This window comes from Streptomyces sp. NBC_00876 (assembly GCF_045207435.1).
Lineage (GTDB): Bacteria > Actinomycetota > Actinomycetes > Streptomycetales > Streptomycetaceae > Streptomyces.
The window spans coordinates 335,071-355,921 of record NZ_CP108800.1; the positions used below are offsets into that span (position 1 = coordinate 335,071).

15 protein-coding genes are annotated in these 20,851 nt (G+C 70.9%); 11 read left to right on the forward strand and 4 right to left on the reverse strand.

Annotated features, from left to right (window positions below; all coding sequences use genetic code 11):
- Positions 1-3: 3 nt before the first annotated feature.
- Genes OG782_RS01555 through OG782_RS01580 form a run of 6 tightly spaced genes read left to right on the forward strand, consistent with a single transcriptional unit; the run spans position 4 to position 8,225 of the window.
- Complete coding sequence (locus OG782_RS01555) at positions 4-1,983, forward strand: hypothetical protein (protein WP_406447533.1); 1,980 nt, start codon at positions 4-6, stop codon at positions 1,981-1,983.
- 2 nt (positions 1,984-1,985) lie between these two features.
- Entirely contained in the window at positions 1,986-2,588 is a 603-nt protein-coding gene (locus OG782_RS01560) for a hypothetical protein (RefSeq protein ID WP_406447535.1), read from the forward strand.
- Entirely contained in the window at positions 2,585-3,664 is a 1,080-nt protein-coding gene (locus OG782_RS01565) for a DUF1565 domain-containing protein (protein WP_406447536.1), read from the forward strand. The genes OG782_RS01560 and OG782_RS01565 overlap by 4 nt, the downstream gene beginning before the upstream one ends.
- Positions 3,661-4,812 carry an SGNH/GDSL hydrolase family protein gene (locus OG782_RS01570; RefSeq protein WP_406447538.1) on the forward strand — a complete coding sequence of 384 codons (1,152 nt, stop codon included), beginning with the start codon at positions 3,661-3,663 and terminating at the stop codon, positions 4,810-4,812. Before OG782_RS01565 ends, OG782_RS01570 begins: the two co-directional genes overlap by 4 nt.
- A gap of 10 nt (positions 4,813-4,822) precedes the next feature.
- On the forward strand, positions 4,823-7,246 hold the full coding sequence (locus OG782_RS01575) for a polysaccharide lyase 8 family protein (protein WP_406447540.1): 2,424 nt from the start codon (positions 4,823-4,825) through the stop codon (positions 7,244-7,246).
- A 4-nt stretch (positions 7,247-7,250) separates the two neighbouring features.
- Positions 7,251-8,225 (forward strand): acetylxylan esterase, encoded by a 975-nt coding sequence (locus tag OG782_RS01580; RefSeq protein ID WP_406447542.1) that lies wholly within the window; start codon positions 7,251-7,253, stop codon positions 8,223-8,225.
- Positions 8,226-8,250: 25 nt separating this feature from the next.
- Here the strand turns inward: OG782_RS01580 and OG782_RS01585 are convergent, their stop codons facing one another.
- The 4 genes from OG782_RS01585 to OG782_RS01600 form a co-directional block, all read right to left on the reverse strand.
- Positions 8,251-9,795 carry a phytoene desaturase family protein gene (locus OG782_RS01585; protein ID WP_406447544.1) on the reverse strand — a complete coding sequence of 515 codons (1,545 nt, stop codon included), beginning with the start codon at positions 9,793-9,795 and terminating at the stop codon, positions 8,251-8,253.
- Positions 9,796-9,847: 52 nt separating this feature from the next.
- Positions 9,848-12,115 (reverse strand): tetratricopeptide repeat protein, encoded by a 2,268-nt coding sequence (locus OG782_RS01590; RefSeq protein ID WP_406447546.1) that lies wholly within the window; start codon positions 12,113-12,115, stop codon positions 9,848-9,850.
- 17 nt (positions 12,116-12,132) lie between these two features.
- Complete coding sequence (locus OG782_RS01595) at positions 12,133-13,032, reverse strand: oxygenase MpaB family protein (protein WP_406447548.1); 900 nt, start codon at positions 13,030-13,032, stop codon at positions 12,133-12,135.
- Between the two features lie 124 nt (positions 13,033-13,156).
- The gene (locus tag OG782_RS01600) at positions 13,157-13,903 is read right to left on the reverse strand and encodes a dienelactone hydrolase family protein (protein WP_406447550.1); all 747 of its coding nucleotides are present in this window, start codon (positions 13,901-13,903) and stop codon (positions 13,157-13,159) included.
- Between the two features lie 548 nt (positions 13,904-14,451).
- On the opposite strand from OG782_RS01600, the gene OG782_RS01605 reads away from it, so the two are divergent.
- From OG782_RS01605 to OG782_RS01625, 5 genes are all read left to right on the forward strand, one after another.
- Positions 14,452-16,002, forward strand: coding sequence for an MFS transporter (locus OG782_RS01605; protein WP_406458785.1), 1,551 nt, complete (start codon positions 14,452-14,454; stop codon positions 16,000-16,002).
- Between the two features lie 602 nt (positions 16,003-16,604).
- Entirely contained in the window at positions 16,605-17,447 is an 843-nt protein-coding gene (locus OG782_RS01610; protein WP_406447552.1) for an SAM-dependent methyltransferase, read from the forward strand.
- Between the two features lie 534 nt (positions 17,448-17,981).
- The gene (locus OG782_RS01615) at positions 17,982-18,425 is read left to right on the forward strand and encodes an NUDIX hydrolase (protein WP_406447554.1); all 444 of its coding nucleotides are present in this window, start codon (positions 17,982-17,984) and stop codon (positions 18,423-18,425) included.
- 93 nt (positions 18,426-18,518) lie between these two features.
- Complete coding sequence (locus OG782_RS01620; RefSeq protein WP_406447556.1) at positions 18,519-19,487, forward strand: Gfo/Idh/MocA family protein; 969 nt, start codon at positions 18,519-18,521, stop codon at positions 19,485-19,487.
- Positions 19,488-19,561: 74 nt separating this feature from the next.
- The gene (locus OG782_RS01625; protein ID WP_406447558.1) at positions 19,562-20,851 is read left to right on the forward strand and encodes a DegT/DnrJ/EryC1/StrS family aminotransferase; all 1,290 of its coding nucleotides are present in this window, start codon (positions 19,562-19,564) and stop codon (positions 20,849-20,851) included.

Genomic DNA, 20,851 nt, shown 5'->3' on the forward strand with positions numbered 1-20,851 from the left:
CCCTTGCTGCTCTCGGCGACCCCGCCGCCCGGCCCGCGACCCGCGCAGGAGCTGCGGCTGCAGGAGGAGGCCGCCCGCCACCGCGGGCTGACCCCGCCCCGTACACACCCCCTGGCCAGCATCACCTGGCTCGGCCCGGCCGCCTCCAACCCGGCGCTCGCCTACCGGGTCGGCGGTGACCCGGCGCATCTGGCGGAGAGCCTGCGCTGGATCGAGGCCGCGGTGCGGCTGCCGCACTGGGGCAGGGCCCATATGCCGGACCACGACCTGGACGCCGGCTGGCTGCTGCACCACCTGTCCCTGGCCTACCGGTGGATCGGCGACGACCTGCCGGACGGGGTGCGGGCGCTGCTGCGGTACAAACTGCTGCTCCAGGGGCGGCGGATGTACGAGTTCGCGGTGGCGAGCGAGGGCCGCTGGTGGTCGTCGTCGTACTGGCAGAACCACAACTGGATCTGCTACGCGGGCCTGGCGACGGCCGGGTATGTGCTGGAAAAGCAGGAGTGGACCGAGCGCGCCAAGGAGAACCTCGGGACGGTTCTGGACCTGATGCCCGAGGACGGGTCGCATGCCGAGGGCGTCGTCTACTGGCGCTACGGCGTGCCCTTCCTCGCCATCCATCTGGACCTCCTGAAGGAGGCCGAGGGCATCGACTGGTGGGACCGGGGCGGCTTCATGTCCCGGACGTTCCGCTACCGGCTGCACCAGACGGCGCCCGGGTTCGCGTTCAACGTCGACCACGGCGACTGCCACGACCGGCGCAGTGGTCACAGCGCCGGTCTCTACTACCGCCTCGCCGCCCAGTACACGATCCCCGAGGCACAGTGGATGGGCGATCTCGCTTCGGGCGAGCTGCTGTGGCAGGAGGCGGCCGAGAGCGGGGTGCGGCCGGGGATCCTGCCGGAGGCCTATCTGGAGTACCTCTGGTACGACCCGTCGGTTCCGGCGGTCCGGCCCACCGAGACGCGGGCGTTCTTCCCTGACCTCGGGCTGCTGGCCGCGCGCACGGGCTGGGACGACGACGCCACCCTGGTGTCGTTCAAGGCCAGCCCCGGCGGCGGCCACCGCGCCTGGGAGACCGCTGGGAAGCACCGGGCGGAGAAGGGCTGGGACACCCTCAACCAGGGTCACCACCACCCCGATTCGGGTTCGTTCGTCTTCGTCTCCCAGGGCGCTTTCCTCGCGGTGGACGAGGGCTACAGCAACCGCAAGAAGGCCGCGCACCACAATCTTCTGCTGGTGGACGGGCAGGGGTACGCGGACGAGGACCGGTACCACGTGTACCGGGACATCCCCTTCGAGCGGCAGGCCCGGCAGCGCGATGTGCTCGTCTCCCCCGACTGCGGCTGGGCGCACTCGACGGCGGAGATCGCCGCGATGTACGACCCCGCGCTGGGGGTGCGGCGGCTCGACCGGACACTGGTGTTCACCCCGTCGGGACGCCTGGTGCTGCTGGACCTCGCCGAGGCGGAGACGGCGCGGGAGTGGACGTTCCTGCTCCAGACCGACCGGCCGACCGAGCCGCAGCGCGACGGCAGCCGGCTGATCCGCTCCGGGGCGGCCTCGGCCCGGTTCCGGCAGTTCGCCCCCGCGGGCGGCCGCGTCGTCGGCGAGGTCACCGAAGTGGAGGCCAATCCGACGTCGAGCACTCCGGAGCTGCGTCTCACCCGCACGCTGCACACCCTGCGTTCGGCCACGGCACGGTCGGCCGAGGGGCTGTTCCTCACCACGATCACCCCGGGCACGGAGACGGTCGCCACCCGGGTCGCCTGCACGCAGGGCCAGGGCGTGACGTTCGGAGCCGAGACCGTGCTGCTCTCGCCCGTCACCCGGCGGATCCGCAGCGCCGGCGTTCTCGCCGACGCGGCGGCGGTGCTGCTCACCGAGGGCGACGCACCCCACGTCGTGGCGGCGACCCGGCTGGAGCTGGACGGCGACGTGCTGCTCGACGTGGTGGAACCGTACACAGGAAAGGTCGGCTGACCATGCAGGCAACTCTCTCCTCCGGCTGGCCGACGCTGCTGCGGCGGCTGGAGTTCGTGGCCTACCCGGCCGTCGCCGGGGCCGCGTTCGCCGTGCTGTCGCTGGGCGTGGTGACCTGGCTTCCCGCGCTCGCCGCGATGGCGCACGGGCTCCAGCGGTGGCGGGCCGAGGGGGACAGCCGCTGCTTCATCCATACGTTCACGGCGTTCCCGCAGTACTGGCGCGCCCTGTGGCGGCACTCGCTGCTCTCCACGGCGGCCGTGGGCGTACTGGCCGCCAACATCGTTCATCTGCTGGGCCGCTCGGAGCCGTGGGCCTTCGTTCTGCTCGCCGCCCAGGCGGGCATCGCGGCCGCCCTGGTCATCCACCATGTGGCGTTCGCGGCCGAGGCCGGCCGGGAGCCCGGCGGCACCGTCCGTACCTGGACCCGAGGCGCACTGGTGCTCGGCTTCGGTTCGGCCGCCCGGGGCACCGCCCTGCTCGGTGCGGTGATCTCCGCCGTACTGCTCTCTCTCGTCGTACCGCTGGGGCCACTGCTTCTCGGCCCGAGCATTCCCGTACTGCTTGCTCTGTCCTTCGCTGATCCCAGGAGGCACACCCCATGAGCCACGCACTGCGCACCACCCTCGTCGCCGCGCTCGCCGTCGGCGCCCCGCTCGTCTTCCCGCCGCCGTCGGTGGCCGCTGCCGCCGCCACCGCCTACTACGTGTCGCCGTCCGGCAGCGACACCAACTCCGGTACGTCGGCGGGCTCCCCGCTCGCCACGATCCAGAAGGCGGTCGATCTGGCGCCCACGGGGGCGGTGGTGAACCTCGCCGCCGGTACGTACAAACAGGACGTCGTGACCAAGCGCGCCGGGGTCACCATCACCGGCCCCGCGAACGCTGTGGTGAAGGGTGCGGGCGACGCCCGGATCATTCAGGTGCAGCACGATTCGACGACGCTGAGCGGCTTCACCGTGGACGGGCTGCACGGGTCGTCCACCGATGTGTCGGGGTACCGCCTCAAGCTGATATATGTCATGAGCACGACCCCCGGTAACGGTGTGGGCGCTCTGCGCATCACCGGCATGACCCTGAAGAACGCCGCCGACGAATGCCTGCGGGTGCGCTATCTGGTCACCGGCGCCGAGATCTCCGACAACACCATCACCGACTGCGGCGTCGCCGACTTCAAGTTCGGCGGCGGCGGCAAGAACGGCGAGGGCATCTACCTCGGCACGGCCCCCGAGCAGCAGGGCGCCAACGGCGCCCCGGACGCCGCCCCCGACATCAGCAAGAACAACCGCATCCACCACAACACGATCGCCACCCGCGGCAACGAGTGCGTCGACGTGAAGGAGAACTCGACCAACAACTACGTCGAGTACAACGACTGCAGCCAGCAGAAGGACTCCAGCTCCGGCGGGCTCGACGCGCGCGGCAGCGGCAACATCTTCCGCTACAACACCATTCACGACAACGCAGGCGCGGGCATCCGGCTCGGCGGCGACACCGCGACCGACGGCATCGACACCAGCGTCTACGGCAACACCATCACCGGGAACGCCGGCGGCGGCATCAAGTTCATGCGCACCCCGCAGGGCCCCGTCTGCACCAACACGATGAGCGGGAACACCGGCGGCGACTCCGTGGGCACCTACGGCGGCGAGTACACCCCGACCGGTGCGTGCCCCCAGTGAGCGGGCGGGGACCCGCGAGACGCGGGGTACTGACGGCGGCGGCCGGGCTGGCCGCGGTCGTGGCGACGGCGCCGGGCGCGCAGGCCGCCGATGCACCGGGCACCGGTGCGCGCCGCTCGCGCTGGACGACCTCGTGGGCGACCGCGCAGACCGCGCCGACGCCCACCGACACCGTGGCGAGCACCGGGCTGACGCAGGGCACGTTCACCGCGCGGGTCCGGCTGTCGGCCGGCGGTCAGGTCCGGCTGCGCTACGGGCACGCGTTCGGAACCGTGCCGGTCCTGATCGGCCCGGTGACCGCGGGCGGCAAGCCCGTGACGTTCGGCGGGCGGCGGCAGGCCTGGCTCGCCGCGGGTGCCTCGCTGACCAGTGACGCGGTCGCGGAGCTGCGGACCGCCGAGGGCTCCCTGCTGACGGTCCGGACCGAACTGCCGGGCCCCACCGGGCCGTTGTCGTTCCACCGCAACACCCATGCCTCGCACGATGTCGACGGGGTCCGCACCACCTCGGTGTTCCTGCTGACGGGCGTCGAGGTGACGGGCGCGCACGGTCCGGTGATCGCGGTGCTGGGCGACTCGATCGCGGAGGGCGTCGGCACACCGGACGACTCCGATCTGCGCTGGCCCGACCAGCTGGCCCGGCGCCTGCCCGGGGCCGCGGTCGCCGATCTCGGGATCAGCGGCAACCGGGTGCTGCTGGACGACGCCCGGTTCGGCCCGGGCGGACAGGCCCGCTTCGACCGCGATGTGCTGTCCCTGCCCGGACTGCGGACCGTCCTGGTCCACCTCGGGGTCAACGACCTCCAGCAGCCGCCGAGCCAGACCGACCCGGCGCTCGTCCTGGCCGGCTACCGGCAGCTGGTGCTGCGCGCCCGGGACGCCGGTCTGCGCGTGGTCGGCGCGACCATCACGCCGTTCGGCGGCTGGACCCGCTGGACGCCCGAGCTGGAAACGGTGCGGCAGCAGATCAACGCGGCCGTACGGACCGGCCGGGTCTTCGACGCCGTCGCCGACTTCGACGCCGCCCTGCGCGATCCGGACCACCCGGAGCGGATGCTGCCCGCGTACGACAGCGGCGACGGGCTCCACCCCAACCCTTCCGGCCATGCGGCGCTCGCCGCGGCCGTCGACCGCCGACACCTTCTGTGAGGGCCGCACCATGAACCCAGGCACCACCCGAGGCACCACCGGCACCACCCGCCGCACCGTCCTCGCCGGTGCGGCGGCGCTCGGCGCGGCCGCCGCCCTGCCGTTCACGCTCGCGACGGGGACCGCGCACGCCGCGGACCCGGTCGACGACGCCGCCTCCCTGCGCACCCGGTGGCACACCCTTCTCACCGGCGGTCCCGGACTCGACCCCACCGACCCGCAGATCGCGGCGGCCGTGGCCAGGATCGGCAAGGCCGCGACGACGTCCGCCGTGGGCCTGGACCCGTCCCGTACCGACGGGCTCTTCCCCGACCTGACCAGCACCACGCTCTCCAACCACGTGACGACGTCGTTCAAGCGGCTCGCGACGGTCGCGACCGCGTGGGCCGTCCCCGGCACCGTCCAGTACGGCGACACCGCGCTGCGGGACCTGCTCCTGGCGGGCATCGACTGGATGCTGACGAACCGGTACGGCCCCGGCCACACCCGGTTCGACAACGACTGGGACTGGGAGATCGGCTCCGCGCTCGCGCTGAACGACGCGACCGTACTGCTGTACGACGCGCTCGGCGCCGAGCGGCTCGGCCGGATCAACGACGCCGTGCGCAGCTACACACCGGACCCCAACCTCTGGCGGGCCGACCGGCAGATCGCGACCGGCGCCAACCGGGTGTGGATCTCCACCGTCGTCGCCGTGAACGCGGTGCTCCGCGACAGCGGGGAGGACCTCGTCCGGGTCCGTGACGCTCTTTCGGACGTCGAGGGTTCGGGGGCCAACAGCGTCCTCGCCTTCAACGACGCGAGCGCGGCGGCCCAGGGCACGGGCGAGGGCTTCTACTCGGACGGCTCGTTCCTCCAGCACTACAAGCACCCGTACAACGGTGGCTACGGCAAGGAGCTCCTCAACAACCTCTCCCGGCTGCTGAACCTTCTCGCCGGCACGGCGTGGACGGTCACCGACCCGGACCTCGACAACGTCCGGCTCTGGGTCGACGAGGGCTTCGACCCGCTGCTCGCGCGCGGCGACGTGATGGCGTCGGTGTGCGGGCGCGAGATCGCCCGGCCGAGCAAGCAGGGCCATGTCTCGGCGCAGACGGTGATCGAGGCGGTGGTGCGGCTGATCCCGACCTTCCCCGGAGAGACCGCCGACCGGTTCACCGCCCTGGTCAAGCAGTGGATCGCCGAGGACACCTACCGCGACTTCCTCGCCGTCACCGACCTCGCCTCGCTCGTCGCGGCCCGCAACGTCATCGCCTCCCCGGTGCCGGCCCGCGGCCCGCTGGTCGCGCACAAGCAGCACCCCCGGATGGACAAGGCGGCCCACCACCGGCCCTCGTTCGCCCTCGGCGTCTCCGCCTACTCGTCCCGGATCTACAACTACGAGTCGATCCAGAACGAGAACCTGCACGCCTGGCACCTCTCCGACGGCATGGTGCTCCTCTACACGGACGACCTCGGGCACTACAGCGAGGACTACTGGCCCACGGTCGACCCCGCCCGGCTGCCCGGCACCACCGTTCTCGCGGGCCGGCCCGCCGACGCGGCGGGGCAGCGCACCACCAGCACCGCCGACTGGGCGGGCGGCACCGCGCTGCCGGGCACCACGCTCGGCGCGTACGGCATGGAACTGCGGGCCTTCGGCAGTTCGCTGCACGGCTACAAGAGCTGGTTCTGCCTGGACGACGTCATCGCCTGCGTCGGCTCGGGGATCTCGGCCGACACGGGTACGGCCGAGACCGTCGTGGAGAACCGCAAGCTGCGGGACCCGGCCGCCGCGCTGACCGTCAACGGCCAGGCGGCCCCGACGGACACCGGCTGGTCGGAGCAGCTGGACAAGGTCCAATGGCTGCATGTCGCCGGGACCGGCGGCTACATCTTCCCCGAGCCCGTCACCCTGAACGGTCTGCGTGAGCAGCGCACCGCGACCTGGCGCGAGATCAACCTCAAGTACGGCACGGACACCTCCGTCACCCGCCCGTATCTGACGCTGTGGCAGGACCACGGCGCCGCGCCGGAGGCAGCGGGCTACTTCTGGCTGCAGGCGCCGATGGCCTCCGCCGAGCGCACGAAGCAGTGGTCGGCCGCGCCCCCGGTGAAGGCGGTCGCCCGCACCACGGCCGTGCACGCGGTACGCCGCTGCGCGGACGGGCTGCTCGCCGCGAACTTCTGGACCGCCGGGACCGTGCAGGAACTCACCGCGGACGGACCGGCATCGGTCCTGGTGCGGCCGGACGGAAAGACCGTCACCGTCTCGCTGTCCGACCCGACCCAGCTGCGGTCCTCCGTCGTGCTGGACCTGGCCCTGCGCAATCTGAGCGTCGTCTCGGCCGACCCGGGTATCACGGTGGCCCCGACCGGCACCGGCGTCCGGATCACCGCCGTCACGGCTGACCGCCACGGCGCAACCCTCAACCTCACCCTGAAGAGGAGCTAGACCCTTGCTGTTCGACATGCCCCTGGACCGGCTGCGCGACTACCGGCCGGAGCCGGAGGAGCCGGCCGACTTCGACGCCTTCTGGGAGAAGACCCTCACCGAGAGCGCCCGCCACGGCCTGGACGCCGAGTTCGTCCCGTACGACGCCGGGTTCGCCACCGTCGAGGTGTTCGACGTGACGTTCCGCGGCTGGGGCGGGCAGCCGGTGAAGGCGTGGCTGATGCTCCCCCGGGAACGCTCAGGTCCGCTGCCCGCCGTCGTGCAGTACATCGGGTACAACGGCGGCCGGGGCATCCCCTACTCCTGGCTCACCTGGAGCGCCCTGGGCTACGCCCATCTGGTGATGGACAACCGGGGTCAGGGCGGCGGCGGCAAGAACACCGCGGACACCGTCGACATCGGCCCCGACGGGAACGGCTCCTCCTCCCCCGGCTTCCTGACCCGGGGTATCGAGGACCCGTACCGGCACTACTACCGCCGGCTGATCACGGACGCGGTGCGGGCCGTCGACGCCGCGAAGGCCCATGACGCGGTGGACGCCTCACGGGTCGCGGTGCTCGGCGGCAGTCAGGGCGGCGGCCTCGCGCTCGCCGTGGCGGGGCTGCGGGACGACGTCGTGGCGGCCGTGGCCGATGTGCCGTTCCTCTGCCACTACCGGCGTGCCTCGCAGATCACGGACGCGGGACCGTACGCGGAGATCGCCCGCTGGCTGTCCGGTCACCGCTTCCGGATCGACGAGGCGATGGAGACACTGTCGTACTTCGACGGTGTCAACTTCGCGGCGCGGGCGACCGCTCCGGCGTGGTTCTCGGTGGGGCTGATGGACAAGATCTGCCCGTCCTCCACGGTGTACGCCGCCTACCACCGCTATGCGGGCCCGGCGCAGATCGAGGTGTTCACGTACAACGGGCACGAGGGCGGCGCGGAGTACGACCTGCCGCGCAAGATCGCCGCGCTGCGGGGCGTGTTCGGGCAGTAGCGGCCGCTGCCCGGGTCAGCGGGGCTCACCGGCCCAGCGCCGCCATCGCGGCGTTGTGGCCGGGGACCCCGCTGACCCCGCCGCCGCGCACCGCACCGGCCCCGCAGAGCAGGACGTTGGCGTGCGCGGTCTCCACGCCCCAGCGCCCGGTCCGCGGTGTGGCGTACGGGAAGGCGAGATCCCGGTGGAAGATATGGCCGCCGGGCAGCCGCAGGTCCCGCTCCAGGTCGAGCGGTGTCTTGGCCTCGATGCACGGTTCGCCGTTCGCGTCGAGCGCCAGGCAGTCGGCGAGCGGCTCCTGAAGGTGCGCGTCGAGCTCGGCGAGCGTGGCCTTGAGCAGCGCGGCGCGGGTGGCCTCGTTGTCCGCGGCGAAGAGGCGGGCCGGGGTGTGCAGGCCGAAGAGGGTCAGGGTCTGGTAGCCGCGGGCGGCGAGTTCCGGTCCGAGGATCGAGGGGTCCGTCAGCGAGTGGCAGTAGATCTCCGAGGGCGGGGCGGCGGGCAGCCGCCCCGCCGCCGCGTCCCGGTAGGCGTCGGCCAGCTGCCCGTACCCCTCGGCGATGTGGAAGGTCCCGCCGAACGCCTCGCGCGGGTCCACCGACCGGTCCTTCAGCCGGGGCAGCCGGGTGAGCAGCATGTTCACCTTCAGCTGGGCGCCTTCGGCGGGCGTCGGCGGCTCGTCACCGAGGAGTGCGGCGAGGGCCTCGGGCGAGGCGTTGACCAGGACGCGGCGCGCGCCGACGGCCGACTCACCGCTGTCCGTCCGCACCGTGACCTCGGCGTGCGTCCCGTCGGTGTCGATCCGGATCGCCTCGTGCCCGGTACGGATCTGCGCGCCGGCCGCCAGCGCGGCGCCCGCGAGGGCGTCGGTGAGCGCGCCCATGCCGCCGACCGGGACGTCCCAGTCACCGGTGCCGCCGCCGATCACGTGGTAGAGGAAGCAGCGGTTCTGGAGCAGTGAGGGATCGTGCGCGTCGGCGAACGTGCCGATCAGCGCGTCGGTGAGCACGACGCCGCGCACGAGGTCGTCCTCGAAGGTCTCCTCGACGGCGACGCCGATGGGCTCCTCGAACAGCATCCGCCAGGCGTCCGCGTCACCGATCCGCTCGCGGAGCGCGTCGCGGGTGGGCAGCGGCTCGGTGAGCGTGGGGAAGACCCGCTCGGCGACCTGTCCGGTGAGTCCGTAGAAGCGCTGCCACGCCTCGTACTCCCGGTCCGATCCGGTGAGCGCGGCGAACGAGGCGCGGGTGCCGTCGCCGCCGACGAGCAGCCCGGTGGCGCGTCCGTCGCGGACGGCCGGGGTGTAGGAGGAGACGGTCCGCTTGCGTACGGCGAACTCCAGACCCAGATCGCGGACGATCTTCGGCGGGAGCAGGGACACCAGGTACGAGTAGCGCGACAGCCGGGCGTCGACGCCTGCGAAGGGGCGGGTGGAGACGGCCGCTCCCCCGGTGCCGGCAAGCCGCTCCAGGACCAGGACGGACTGTCCGGCGCGGGCGAGGTAGGCGGCGGCGACCAGGCCGTTGTGGCCGCCGCCCACGATCACTGCGTCATAGCTGTCTCGTACGGGCATGCCCCTTGGTAACACGGACGCACGGCCCGGGCCAGGGCCCCCGCCGGCCCCCTCAGTGCGGCGCTGCGCCCCGTTGCTGCCGGAGCGCCGCCACCTCCCGGTAGAGCTCGACCGCCTCCGGCCCGCGGCCGAGCTGCTCGAGGCAGTGCGCCTCGTCGTCGCGGCCGGCGAGGGTGTCGGGATGGCCGGCGCCCAGGAGCCGGGCCCGTGCCTCGGCGACCTGCCGGTAGACGGTGAGCGCATCGGCCCACCGGCCCAGCCAGCCGAGGCCGACGGCGACCTCGCGGCGGCTGACGAGGGTGTCGGGGTGGTCGGCGCCCAGGACGCGTTCACGGGTCGCGCACACCTCGCGCGATTCGGTCAGCGCCTCGTCCCAGCGGGCGAGCCGGCCCAGGTTGACGCCCAGTCCGTGGCGGGCGCGGAGCGTCTCGGGATCATCGGGTCCGTCGATCCGGGTCCGGTCGGCGACGAGTGCGCGGTAGAGCTCCAGTGCCTCGGCGCTGCGGCCCAGCCGGCCGAGGCCGATGCCGATCTCGTAGCGTGCGGCGAGCGTGTCGTGGTGGTCGGCGCCCAGCGCCTGCGACCGGGCCCGGACGACGTCCCGGTAGGTCTGCAGGGCCTCCGTCCACCGTCCGAGGCGGCCCAGTGTGTAGCCGACCTCGTAGAGGGTGACCAGCGTGTCGGGGTGGGTGGCGCCCAGCAGCCGGGCGCGGGCGCTCGCCACGTCCCGGGCCATGCTGTACGACTCCTCCAGCCGACCGAGCCTGCTGAGGTTGAACGCCAGGTTGTGGCGGCAGCGCAGGGTGTCCGGGTGGTCCGGCCCCATGGAGCGTTCCCGCGAGGCGAGAACGGCGGCGTAGACCTGGTGGGCCTCGAAGTGGCGGCCGAGCCGGCCCAGGGCGTACGCCATTTCCTGCCGGGCCGCGAGGGTGTCCGCATGGTCGGCCCCCAGGGTGCGCTCGCGGCCCTCGGCGACGCGGCCGAACTCCCGCAGCGCGTCCGCCGCACGACCGGTCCGGCTCAGGGTGAACCCGACCTCGTACCGGCTGGAGAGCGTGTCGGGGTGGTCGGGGCCCAGCGCGTGCTCGCGTTCGGCGGCGACCGCCCGGTGCACCTCGCCCGCCTCCTCCCAGTGCCCGAGGCGGCCCAGGTTGAGGCCGGCGCTGTGGCGGCCGGCGAGTACCGCCAGGAACTCCGGTGCCGGTGTGGGCCGTTCGGCGCCGGGCGGCGGCGCGGCCGGGGTGTCCGTGCGCCGGTCGGTGCCGGTGGTCCAGGAACCGGTCAGGCCCGCCGAGTGGTCGGGCGGTGCAAGGGGGAGGTTCGTGGTGCCGGTGGCCTTGTGCCCGGCACTCATCCCGCGCGTCCATGCGGGCAGCCGCGCGCCTGCGCCGGGCGTCCGGCCGGGCCGCAGGACGGGGGCCGGCGGTGCGAGGGGCACCTGCCCGGCCGGCTCCGGGTACGGCTGTTCGCCGGTACGGCCGACGGCGATGCGCCGGCGCAGGTCGCCCGCGTCTGCCGGGCGCTGGTCCGGGGTCTTGGCGAGCAGTTCCAGAACGACCCGGTCGATGAACCCGGGCAGTTCGGCGCGGTGGGTGCGCAACGGCTGCGGCGGGGTGTCGCGGTGTCCGACGAGAATGCCCCAGGAGTCTTCGAGGTCGAACGGCGGTGCTCCGGTGGCGATCTCGTACAGCACACAGCCGAGCGAGTAGAGGTCGCTGCGGTGGTCGACCTGTCCGCCGCTGATCTGTTCCGGGGACATGTAGTGCGGGGTGCCCATGGCGATGCCGACGCCGGTGAGGCGGGAGGTGACCGAGATGTCGTGGCCGAGCCTGGCGATGCCGAAGTCGCAGATCTTCACCGTCCCGTCCGCCAGCCTCATGATGTTGGCGGGTTTGAGATCGCGGTGGACGATGCCCTGCTGGTGGGTGTAGCCGAGGGCGTCGGCGACCTGTTCCGCGATGTCGACGATGTCGTCCACCGGCAGCGGGTGCTGCTCGTTGTCCTCCAGGAGCTGGCTCAGGTTGCGGCCGTCCAGGAGCTCCATCACCAGATACAGCACACCCTCGTACTCGCCGAAGTCGTGGACGACGGTGACGCCCCGGTGCTGGAGCGCGGCGGCGACCCGGGCCTCGCGGCGGAAGCGTTCGCGCACGATGCGGGTGAAGTCCTGGTCGTGCTGCGGGCCCATCGGCTTGAGGCATTTGACGGCGACCTGGCGGCCGAGCGATTCGTCGCGGGCACGCCACACCTCGCCCATACCGCCGCGCCCGATCAGATCGAGCAGCCGGTACCGGCTCTGGATCAGCCTGGTTTCCGCCATCCCTGCTGTCGCCCCCGTCACTCCGCCTGCTGTCGCCGCACCCTCCCCGGCCCGTCCAGTATGGCTGCCTGCTTCTTCAGTCTGTACGGGGTGGGGCGGCTTCCGGGGCCGAGACGTTCCATGGCCTTCACGATGTGACCGGGCGGGAGTGCCCAGCGCAGTCGCGAGGGGATGGCGCGCAGGACTGTTCCGGTGGTGCGCAGGCGGCGGTCCACGGTGGGCTCCGGCGGCACGGGTCTGCCGTACAGCTCATGGGCGAACGGCGGCAGCGACTGGTAGGCGAGTGCCGCCACATGCCGCCACAGCAGGGCCCGCGCCGGTACGAGCAGCGGGTGGACGGGCGGCCTGCGCAGGAAGTCGTCGACGTCCGACGCCTCCGGGGAGTGCGCGAGCTGCGGTCTCACGCGTGCGAAGTAGGCCGCCAGTTGCGCGGTCGTCGCGGGGACGCCCGCCGGGTCGAGGCCGATGAGGCGGGCGCTGCGGCGGTGCTCGTCGATGTAGCGGTCGGCCTGTGCGGCGGTGAGCGGGTAGCCGGAGCGGAGCTGGACCCGGAGGTAGGAGTCGACCTCGGCGCAGTGCACCCACAGCAGCAGCTCCGGGTCGTCGACCCCGTAGGTCTCGCCGCTCAGCGGGTCGGTGACCTTGAGGAGCCGGTGGATCCTGCGGACCCGGGCGCCCGCCTTCTCGGCGGCCTCGGTGGTGCCGTAGGTGATCGTCCCCACGAAACTCGCCGTGCGCATCAGCCGGCCCCAGGCGTCCTTGCGGAAGTCGGAGTTCTGCATCACGCCGCGCACCGCGCGCGGGTGGAGCGCCTGGAGGTACAGGGCACGAACTCCCGCGACCCACATCATCGGGTCGCCGTGCATCTGCCAGGTGACCGATGCGGGGCCGAAGAGCCCGGGGTCGGATTCCGTCATGTGTTCGCACCTCCCGTGCGACAGCGTAGCGGCGCACTCCTCGCACTGCGGTGCTCCGCTGCGGATCGCTGCCGGCCGACGCGCTGCCGCTCTGCACGTCGGCCGGGTCCCCGGGGCCGGAGCCTCAGCCGTTGGCCAGGGTGCGGCCGAGCAGGGGCAGCAGGCGGTCCCAGTGACGCTGAAGTGCGGCGGGGTCGAAGGCGTCGGTGTCGGACATGGTGAAGCCGTGGACGGTGCCGGGGTAGATCTCGGAGGTGTAGCTGACACCTGCGGCGTCCAGGGCCCGGTTGAGCTCGCCGAGGGCCTCGGGCGTCAAGTCGCTCTCGGCGTGGCCGAGGTGGACCTGGGCGGTGACCTTGGAGAGGAAGCTGTGCAGGCTGTCCGGCTCGTCGGCGACCACGGGGCCGTGGAATCCGGCGACGGCGGCCACCTGGCGGGGGTGGGCCGCGGCGGTGCGCATCGCCAGCAGACCGCCGATGCAGTAGCCGGTCACCGCGACCGGTCCGGGACCGGCCTCGGGCCGGGTGGTGAGGAACCCGAGGTAGGCGTCGGCGTCGCTCAGGACGCGTTCGGTGGTGTGCGCCTCGATCAACGGCATCAGCTGGGCGAGGACCGCGGGCCGGGCCTCGGCTCCGATGTACTCGGGGAGTTCGATCACCGGTGCCGGTCCGTGCCGGTAGAAGATGTTGGGGACGAGCACGTAGTACCCGTGCCCGGCCAGTTCGCGGGCCATCTCCCGCAGCACCGGCCGGATGCCGAAGCCGTCCGGGTACATCAGCACCCCCGGGTGCCGCCCGCCGCCGTCGGGGAAGGCGGCGAACGCGTCGGCCTGGCCGTCAGCGGTGGGAATCCGGAGCGTCTTGGTGGGCATGACTTCTCCTGTCGTGGTCGAGGTGTGCAGTCTGAGATCAGCACGACGGAGGCGGAGCCCGCGCGGCTGCGCCGGATCCATGGTCCAACAGCAGGCCGGAACCGGCCCGTTCGGCGCTCGGGGGAGCACCGGGGTCACCCGTCCGTGTGTGGCCGCTCACCTCGGGTCTCTGCTTCTGGAACAGCCGGCTCCGGGACCAGCCCTGGTACGGCATCGTCGTCACGGGCTCCCTGGTGTCGGTGATCCCCCTGTGTATCGCGTTCCTCGTCCCCCAGCGGTTCCGGCGCTCGGGTCTGTCCGCCGGAAGCCTCAAGAGCTGACCGGAGGGCATGAAATCAGCCCAGTCGCAACCTCCTGAAGTCATAGAATTCTTCAACTCGCAAATCCGCCAGAGGGCACAAATTCGCTCGGTTCACAAATCTGACAGAGGGCATACAGGCCGCTCGGTCGCAACGGTATTTCCCATTAATTCTAAGCTTGACGGCATCGCAGAGTTTGCTTATGGTCCAGTCGTTCAGGTTCCCACCGATCAACATCCAAAGGTGTTCATGACCACGCCTCCTGTATTGCCGAAGTCCAGGCAGCACTTAATCCTTGCCGTTCTTATGTCGTGTTCGCTTCTGATTTGGCTGGACAATACCGTCCTGAGTACCGCGCTGGAGACCCTGGCAGACCCGGTCCGCGGACTGGGGGCCAGCCCGGGTCAGCTGCAATGGGCGACCGGTTCGTACACTCTGGCCTTCGCCACATTGATGTTCACGGCAGGCGCGTTGGGCGATCGGTTCGGTCACCGGACTGTGTTCTCGAGCGGGTTGGTGATCTTCGCCGGGTCGTCGCTGTGGGCGGCGTACGCAAGCGATGCGGGCCGGCTCATTGCCGCGCGAGCCGCAATGGGGGTGGGCAGCGCACTGATCACACCCGCCATGATGGCCATCCTCATGTGGACCTTTACGGGCCCCGCACGGGCTGCCGCGATCGGCATCTTCTCGACGTCGGCCGGTGTCGGAATGGCCGCCGGCCCGGTGCTGGCGGGATTCCTGCTCGATCATTTCTGGTGGGGCTCGGTCTTTCTCATCAATGTCCCGGTCGCGGCATTGGCTCTGGCCGGGCTCGCCGTGCTGGTTCCGAATTTCCGCAGCCCCATTCGGCGGCCACTGGACCCCGCTGGAATGCTGCTGTCGATCAGTGGGCTCGTGGCGTTGGCCTACGGGCTGATCCGGGCGGGGCAGGTGGCGGCGTGGAGTCGTACCGACGTCTGGGCGCCGGTCATTGCCGGCCTGGTTCTACTGGCCGTTTTCGTACTCGTCGAACTGCGCGTCAAGGTGCCCAGCTTTGACCCGCGGCTGTTCGCGCAACGCGCGTTCAGTGGCGGCAATGTGGCGCTCGGACTGCTGCTCTTCGGCGTGGCCGCCATCACCTTCTACAACGCGTTCTACCTTCAGGGCGCGCTCGGCTTCTCGCCGATGAAGGCGGGTCTGGCCAACATCCCGACCGCATTCGGCGCGCTCGCGGGGGCGCCCCTCGCCTCGCGACTGGTCCGCCGTCTGCCGCTACGTCTGGTCACCGTTCCGGCGCTGACCATGGCTGCGCTGACCATGGGCGGATACGGGTTCCTCGGGCTCCAGACTCCACTCGTCCGGATCGAGATCCTGTTGTTGGTGCAGGGCTTCTCGATCGGCATGGTGATCGGCCCCGTTACGGCCGCATTGATCAGCGACCTGCCATTGGAACAGGCCGGTGCAGGATCGGCCGTCACCAATACCGTGCGACAGACCGGCAGTGTGATCGGAATCGCGATAGGCGGCACCATCATGTCGATCATGTACCGCCGTGCGATCGAACCTTCGCTCGAGGGTGCGCCCGGTCCGGTGCGGGAGCAGGCGCGGGTCTCCGCCGAACAGGCCCGCCACGTCGCCACCACTGTCCACCGGCCCGCTCTTGCTCAGGCCGCTGACGACGCGTTCATCCACGCCATGCACGTCGGCGCGGCCTGGATCGCGGGCATCGCGCTCCTCGGAGCAGCTGTGCTGCTGACTACCTTGCCGGCTGCCGGAAGGAAGGTGGAGCCCGTCCCGGAGCCGGAGTACGAAGTCAGTTGATGTCGGCGCCCTCTACCGATAGGCAGTGCTCGACATAGGCAGTGCCCGACGCCGTTGATCCGGCCCTGGTAGTGCGACCCCGCGGGTGCGCCGAGCGGGACTTGCTGAAGGGCGACGAGGTCGTGCGTTCCGGCGAGTTTGTACGCACCTGCTCAGCGGGCGGGGCCGGCCCATGCCACCGAAGCTACCGGCACGGGAGGGGAGATCCAGCCAACTCCCCTGGAACACAGAGGCGTTCCAGGTGAGCCGCTTTCCAGTGGTGCACCAGCGGGCCCCGCATGCCGGTTCGGTCGCGACCATGCCAACGGGGCACCCTGGACGAACTTCACACCCTCCAGGACAATCGTCGCTCGACGCCCATCGCCGCAGGACACCCCAGGGTGCAGCGCGTCGCCCACAGAGCTGTCGCAGCCCTCAGCGGCATCGCCCCGACCTCACCATGAGCGGCAGCCGCCTCGCCCACGACCCCGCCGCATGCGTCCCGGGATCCCGGTGAACCCTGGAAGCCCCTGCCCGCTCGTTCGCCTGTTCATCAGTTTGGCGAATCGCGCCCGACGGTCCTCTTCACCGGCTGACACGCCACTCAAGCGCGGGAGATCTCGATGACCAACGACCCCTTCGTCCACCACACCGCCCCGTCGTCACCGGACGTCGGCCTGCTCCACGACGACCAGACCGAAACCGCGGACGGCGCGGCCGTCGACGGGAACATCCACGTCGGCTACTGGGACGGCGCTGACGACGACCGCTCCCTCGACCAAGCCACCGACCGGCTCACCGACCTCGTGGCAGAGGGGCTGGCCGCCGCACCCGGCCGGCGCCTGCTGGACGTCGGCTGCGGAACCGGACGGCCCGCCCTGCGCATCGCCCGGGCCACCGGTGCGCGCGTCTCCGGAATCTCGGTCAGCGAAGAAGACATCGACCTCGCCCGGACGCGCGCGCACGCGGCCGCGCTCGCCGGCCGGGTGGACTTCCGGTACGCGGACGCCTGCGCACTGCCCTTCGACGCCGCGTCCTTCGACGGCGCCTGGGCGATCGAGTGCATGATGCACATCAGCGACCGGACCGCCGCTCTTACCGAGATCGCCCGGACCCTGCGACCGGGAAGCCCGCTGGTCGTCGCTGATGTGCTGCTCCGGTCTCCGGTGACCGGGGATGCCGCGGAGACGGTCCGGCAGACGTGCCGGGCGTTCCAGTCCCCCGGCTTCCCCGACCCGGCGGAGCTGCGTACGGCCCTCGACCGCGCCGGTCTGGAGATCGTGGAGTTCAACGACATCGGAGAGCAGGTCCGGCGCACTTACCAGGCGTTCGCCGATGCCTTCGACGGCGTAGAGCCCACCCCCGACGACCCCCACTACGAGTTCTTCACCTCCACCCGCTCCCTCCCCAGGTTCGGTGCGCTCCCCGAGGTCGGGTACGTCTTGCTGGTCGCCCGCCGCCGGTGACCGTCCGCCGCCAGTGATCGTCCGGGGCGCCGGGCAGCGCCATCGGGCCCCGGCGCCTGGCAAATCCGGCCAACATATTCCAGGGCGACACGACCGGCGGGGACAGAAAAGAACGATCGCTCAGCAAAGCGGGGCGCGAAAACTCTCGCCCCAGGAGTCAGAAAGCGCGACGGAGAGTGGCCCGCACTTCAAGTGCGCGGCCACCCCGACACCTAAACCCGAATAGGCGTGCGACATGCACGAGTCAAACCGTCAGCATATGACGTGACAGCATGTCAAGGAGAAGTTTCGGCGTCCGAAATCTTGCACACTCTCCTGTGCCGTCGAGGATCTCCGGTATTCTTCAGGACGGAGAATACGACCGGCCAATCAACCCGACACGATCCCATCCGGCAGCAACTGAGGCTGCCCACCTTCTCCTTCAGGCCGTTCGATTCCTATTCTATTTCACCCGGCACAGGGCGCACTCGAAATCTCGCAGGCTGGTGAACCGGGGGAAGAATGGTCAGCTCGTCGAATGAACCCCGGCGCGTAGTGGGCGCACTGATCCGCGACCCGTACGACCGGATCTTCGTCCAGCGCCGCTCGGCCGGCCGACGCCTCTTCCCCGGCTGCTGGGACATCGTCGGCGGAGCCGTGGAGGAGGGCGAGTCCCTACTGGACGCGCTCCGCCGGGAGGTTGCCGAGGAGACCGGGTGGCAGCTGCGCCTCGTGCTCGCCCAGGTGGCGCACGAGGAGTGGACGGCGGACGGACTGCGGCACATCGAATCGGACTACATCGTCGAGGTGGACGGGGACCTCTCGTCGCCCGAACTCGAACGGGACAAGCACACCGAGTTCACCTGGATCGCGGCCGACGGCGTCACGCTGCTCGACGAGAACACAGAGCTCAGCGGAAGCACCTTCATCAAGGACGTCGTGACCGCGGCACACACCTGGCTCGCCGATGAGTCCAGAAAGAGCCACCGAGTTCCCTGAATCCCTTTACGACTTCAGATCTTTTCCCCGAGGGGGATATTCTGCATGTCCGGTGACAGGTCGAAAAACGCAGTCCCGCGCCCACGAGTACTGGTGGTCGGATTTGCCGGACATCAAGGAATAGAGTATCTGCCCGTCGTACGAGAAAGCGCGGATGTCGTCGGCGGCGTCGACCCCGCACCGGCGGCCTCGTCACTCGCCGACGCCTGGGGATTCCCGTATTACGGCCTCCTCGGGGAGGCAATCGAGAAGGTCGACTTCGACGCCGCGGTGGTCACCGTGCCGCACAGTGAGCACCTACCGGTCTGTGCGGAACTCCTGGCGCACGGCAGGCACGTCATCAAGGAAAAGCCGTTCGCCGTCACCGAACAAGAAGCCCGGCAACTGATATCCCTGGCGCAACGGGCCGACCGCAGCGTCTTCACGCTGCTGCAACGGAACTTCAATCCCGTGTTCCGGTTCGCCCAGGAGAATCTCGCGCGGATCGGGGAGCCCTACTGGTTCTCCTACGACTACCACTTCAACCTGGCTCACCCGACCACGGGCTGGCGCGCCTCGCGGGAGCAGGCGAGGGGCGGGGTGCTCCTCGACATGGGCTACCACCTCATCGATGTGCTCAGCGGCCTGTTCCCCGAACCTCCTCGGGTGCATTCCGCCTTCGTGCACCAGTACCAGGAGATGCGGGACCGTCGGCTGGAGGATCTCGTCAGCCTGATGTGCAGCTATCCCTCAACGGGGCTGACAGGCTCACTGCGCATCTCCCGCCATCACCACGAGAAGATCGAACACCTCTGCGTGCTCGGTACGGAGGGCGCGTTGAACGTCGCCCCCACGGTCGCCACTCTGCATTCCATCGGTGGGCTGCCACTGGAGCGCTACACCTCGGAAGGCCCCAAGACCGACGCCGTGCGCTCCATGATCGCCCACCATCTGGGGCACCTGGACGACCGCTCCTACCGCCAGGACCACCTCCAGCGTCAGCTCGCCGCCGTGCGCACGATCGACGGGATCTACCGGGACCGGTCGGGTGAGCAGGACCAGCTCGCCGGCCGGTGCGCCTGACCCCGTCCCCGTACGCACACCGACCACGCCCGAAGCGCCGGTCCCGAGCCCACCCACGAAAGCAGGAAGGACACATGGCCACCGTCGAACAACTCGCCCTCCTCGGAGGCGCACCCGCCATCGAACAGCCGCTCCCGCACGAAGTCTGGCCGCCCCCCGCCGACGAGGCCGAGCTGTCCGAACTGGCCGCGCAGCGGAACACCGACATCTCCATCAAGGGCAACAGCGGCCCCATCGGCCGGCTCGAGGACGACTTCCTCGCCTTCCTGGACGGCGGAGCCCGCTTCGCGGTCACCTTCAACTCCGGTACCAGCGCCCTCTTCGCCGCCTACTTCGCACTCCGTGTGCGTGAGGGCGTGGATGTCGTGGGACCGGCCCTCACCTACCACGCGGCGCTGAGCCCCGTCTTCGCCCTCCGCGGCGACGTGGTCCTGGCCGACATCGACCCCCACACCCGCGGCCTCGACCCGAAGGCGCTCCAGGCCGCGCTCACCGAACACACCAAGGTCGTCACGGTCGTCCACCAGTGGGGCCATCCCTGCGACATGGACGCGATCCTGCGGATCGCCGAGCGCCACGGACTGCGCGTCCTGGAGGACTGTTCCCACGCCCACGGCAGCCGCTACAAGGGCAGGCCCGTCGGCACCTTCGGCGACGCCGCGGTCTTCTCCCTCCAGGCCAACAAGGCCGTCTACGCGGGCGAGGGCGGCATTCTCGTCACCAGCGACCCCCTGGTGCACGACCGCGCCACGCTCCTCGGTCACTACCGGGACCGCTCCCGTGACGCCGTCCTCGACGAGGACCTGCGTGCGCACTGGGTAACCGGCTACGGGCTGAAGCTGCGCATGTCGCCGTTCAACGCCATCGTCGCCCGGCACGCGCTCGCCGCGTTCCCGGCACGCAAGGCGGCACGGCACCGCTGCCTGGGCCACCTCGGCGAACAACTCGGCGACGTGCCCTACCTGGAACCCGTACACGTCGCCGGACACGTCGACATGGGGGCCTGGTACGGCTACAAACCGCTCTACCGGCCCGAGGCCCTGGGCGGCGTCCCCCGCTCCGTCCTCGTCGAGGCCCTGCGCGCCGAAGGCATGGAAGTGGGCGCCCCCTCCGGCCCCCGCCTGTCGACCCTTCCGCTCTACACCGGTCAGGAGAACCCGCTGTTCCCCGGGACTCCGAAGAAGGGCCTCGCACCGCCGAGCGGCTCGCACGCGGAACACGTCGAGCAGCACGCACTGTCCCTGCCCACCTTCACCAACTGGCCCGAGGACAAGTCGCTCATCGACCAGTACGCCGAAGCCTTCCGCAAGATCGGCCGCCACCGCGAAGCGCTCGTACGGTACGCCGCCGGGCCGAACCGATGA